At 46.6% G+C, this 2,481-nt stretch carries 2 protein-coding genes; both read right to left on the bottom strand.

Features of this window, described 5'->3' with window-relative positions; all coding sequences use genetic code 11:
- On the bottom strand, positions 1-1,008 hold a 1,008-nt coding region (locus GRP75_RS24390), incomplete at its 3' end, for a class I SAM-dependent methyltransferase (RefSeq protein ID WP_483311111.1).
- Positions 1,009-1,130: 122 nt separating this feature from the next.
- The coding region (locus GRP75_RS24385) for a Rossmann-fold NAD(P)-binding domain-containing protein (RefSeq protein ID WP_160790609.1) at positions 1,131-2,481 on the bottom strand (1,351 nt) is incomplete at its 5' end.

The following is a 2,481-nucleotide window of genomic DNA, read 5'->3' as shown; positions in this document are numbered from 1 at the left end:
CTGCCAAGACATTGCACTTAAATATTTTTCTATTATTCGTTTTTTATATACGTTAATTTTCTTGACACCACGATAGTCATAATACATCGTATTCATAAGCGATTCGAAACTGATATGGCGAACGGTCGCAGGCTGTTCCTGCCCCGTCCCATCCCTTAATGTGAGTAAGAATACCTTTACCAGTTCTTGAAGTGAAAAATCCTGCAAAGCTGATTCTACATACCAAAGTGTCCGATTCTCCAACGGAGCCAGCGCCTTCTCTACATTCAACTCCTGCTCTAATTCTGTGTAAGCCTGCTCGAACGGCTCTCCTTCATGTATCGAAACCGACCGTAATCTCTCCAGTCGCTCCTTTACACTCCAGACTACAGGAGCGTTATCCCATGCAATCCAGCCGATCAGCTGCTCTACTTCACTGCGTACTTGGTCCCATAATGCAGGTTCTACCCCGGCGATAATACACTCGTTCAGGGCCCGTAAAACAAGCTCCAGTTCCTCAGAGCTCAGCCAGCCCTTACGAGTAATTTCAAGCAGCAGTCGATTTTCCGCAAAAGGAATTTCTCCCCGTATATATTGCCCGATCAATCCATGCGTCTCAATCAGAATTCGGGTCATGCTATTGCGCGGGTACGCAGGGGACTCCGCTTGGGCCTGTCTGACATACAGTTGGGAGGAGCCGATATTATGTACAAATAAATTAATGCCCTCATGCTGCCAGCGTAGCCGTTCGCGGACTGTACCTCCTTTGGCTGTCTCAGACCACACCAATACATCCTCCAGTAGCTCTTTAACCCAGAATGACAATGGAAGTCCGTCCAAAATAAGCAACGTACGCTCCACGTAATCCAGTACAGGATTCGCATCCTTTAACTCACCTATAGATCGAATGCGTTCCAAATTTACAATACGCTCCTCAGCCGAAACAAGCAGCTTTAACCAAGTCGGTGTATCCCAGGCCAGATCATTTTCTTTCCTGTAATTAGCAATGGCTTTTAACGATTGCAGCATTTTTCTCACCTCGTGTGATTCGGATTCGGTATGCACAGGAGACTTTGGATAGGACATTTGGATAAAACCTTGTATATATTACACTTTACCATACATTTGTAGCTTCCATCTCGTGGAAAATATTAAACATTTGTATCAATCAACCGCTTGACATACTTGCCAAACGCATACATAACCCCCAAATGTACTTTGGCCTGTGTATATTTATAAATAAACCAAGGCAGCGATGGCACATAATCATGAATGGCTACGACACAAATATTTGTACCGGGAATTTGCAGGAACTCAAGCCTGCCGCGATGGTCTTCCTTTACAGTGGCAAAAGTACCTCCTGTGATTCGATAGAGTGCAAACTCAGAGGTGCTCTGCGCACGGTCATAAATCATTTCTAACAACGGCTTTCGACTATCCAAGAGATACAACTGATAGGTATCCGGGCCTCCTGTCTCGACACGCACCCAAGGTTTTGCAAAGACCGGAAGCCAGGCCAAATAGCGTTCCCCGGCCCATGTTGCATCCTTACCAGGCGGGAGTTTGATCCGTTGCACCGAGCGTACATCAGATTTTAACGATCGAAGTGCTGATTTTAACGGCTTTTTGGGCTTGCTGTGGGAATTCTTCTTATGCCGATATTCTTCTTCCTGCTCGAGTGAGGTTCGAGCTGCCTTGTCAAAGGAAATCTTCCCATCGCTGATGCCTTGAACCTTATGTTTCCGTTGCGCCACCATCGGATGAGCCAAGCTTTCAATCAGCGGATAAGCCATCTCTTTGGAGGCTCCAGTCACTAGGGTAACCCAAAGGCGGGACAGTTTGATCGTCAGCAACGGCACATTAAAAAAGCGACGCTTTTTATCCATTATTTCCGCTGTTCTTTGCATCATTTCTCTATATGTCATAACCTCCGGCCCGCCTACGTCTATAATTTGTTCATCAAGAGTACGGTTGCCGATGCTCCGATCCAGCGCATTCAAAATATCCTCCAATGCAATCGGGTGGGTCTTGGTTCGGGTCCAACGAGGCAGAATCATGACTGGTAATCTGCGAACGAGCTTGACCAAAATTGGAAACGATGAACCCTGTGGGCCGACGATCAAGCCTGCACGAATTGTGGTTACAGGTACTCCAAAAGACTTCAATACACGCTCAACCTCCAGACGGCTGCGTAAATGTCGGGATAGTTCATCCTCACTTGTATGCTCGGGAAGGATACCGCTCAAGTATACAATCTGCTTCACCCCGTTATTACGCGCTGCCCGGGCAAAATGCTCTGCCAAAATCACATCCATATCCTCAAATGTTCCTTGTGTCAGCTTCGCTGAGGGCAGCATGGAATGAATGAGATATACGGCATAATCCGCTCCATGTAATCCTTGATTTGCATCCTCCATGGAAAAAAAATCACACGAGCGCCATTCCACGTGCTCTGTATTTTTACGCTGATCTCCACTGCGGGATAAGGCAATGACATCTGCA

Origin of the sequence: Paenibacillus sp. OT2-17 (assembly GCF_009827695.1) — a bacterium.
GTDB lineage: Bacteria > Bacillota > Bacilli > Paenibacillales > Paenibacillaceae > Paenibacillus > Paenibacillus polymyxa_B.
Note: the sequence above shows the minus strand (reverse complement) of the source record. Positions and strands in the feature narration are given on the sequence as shown.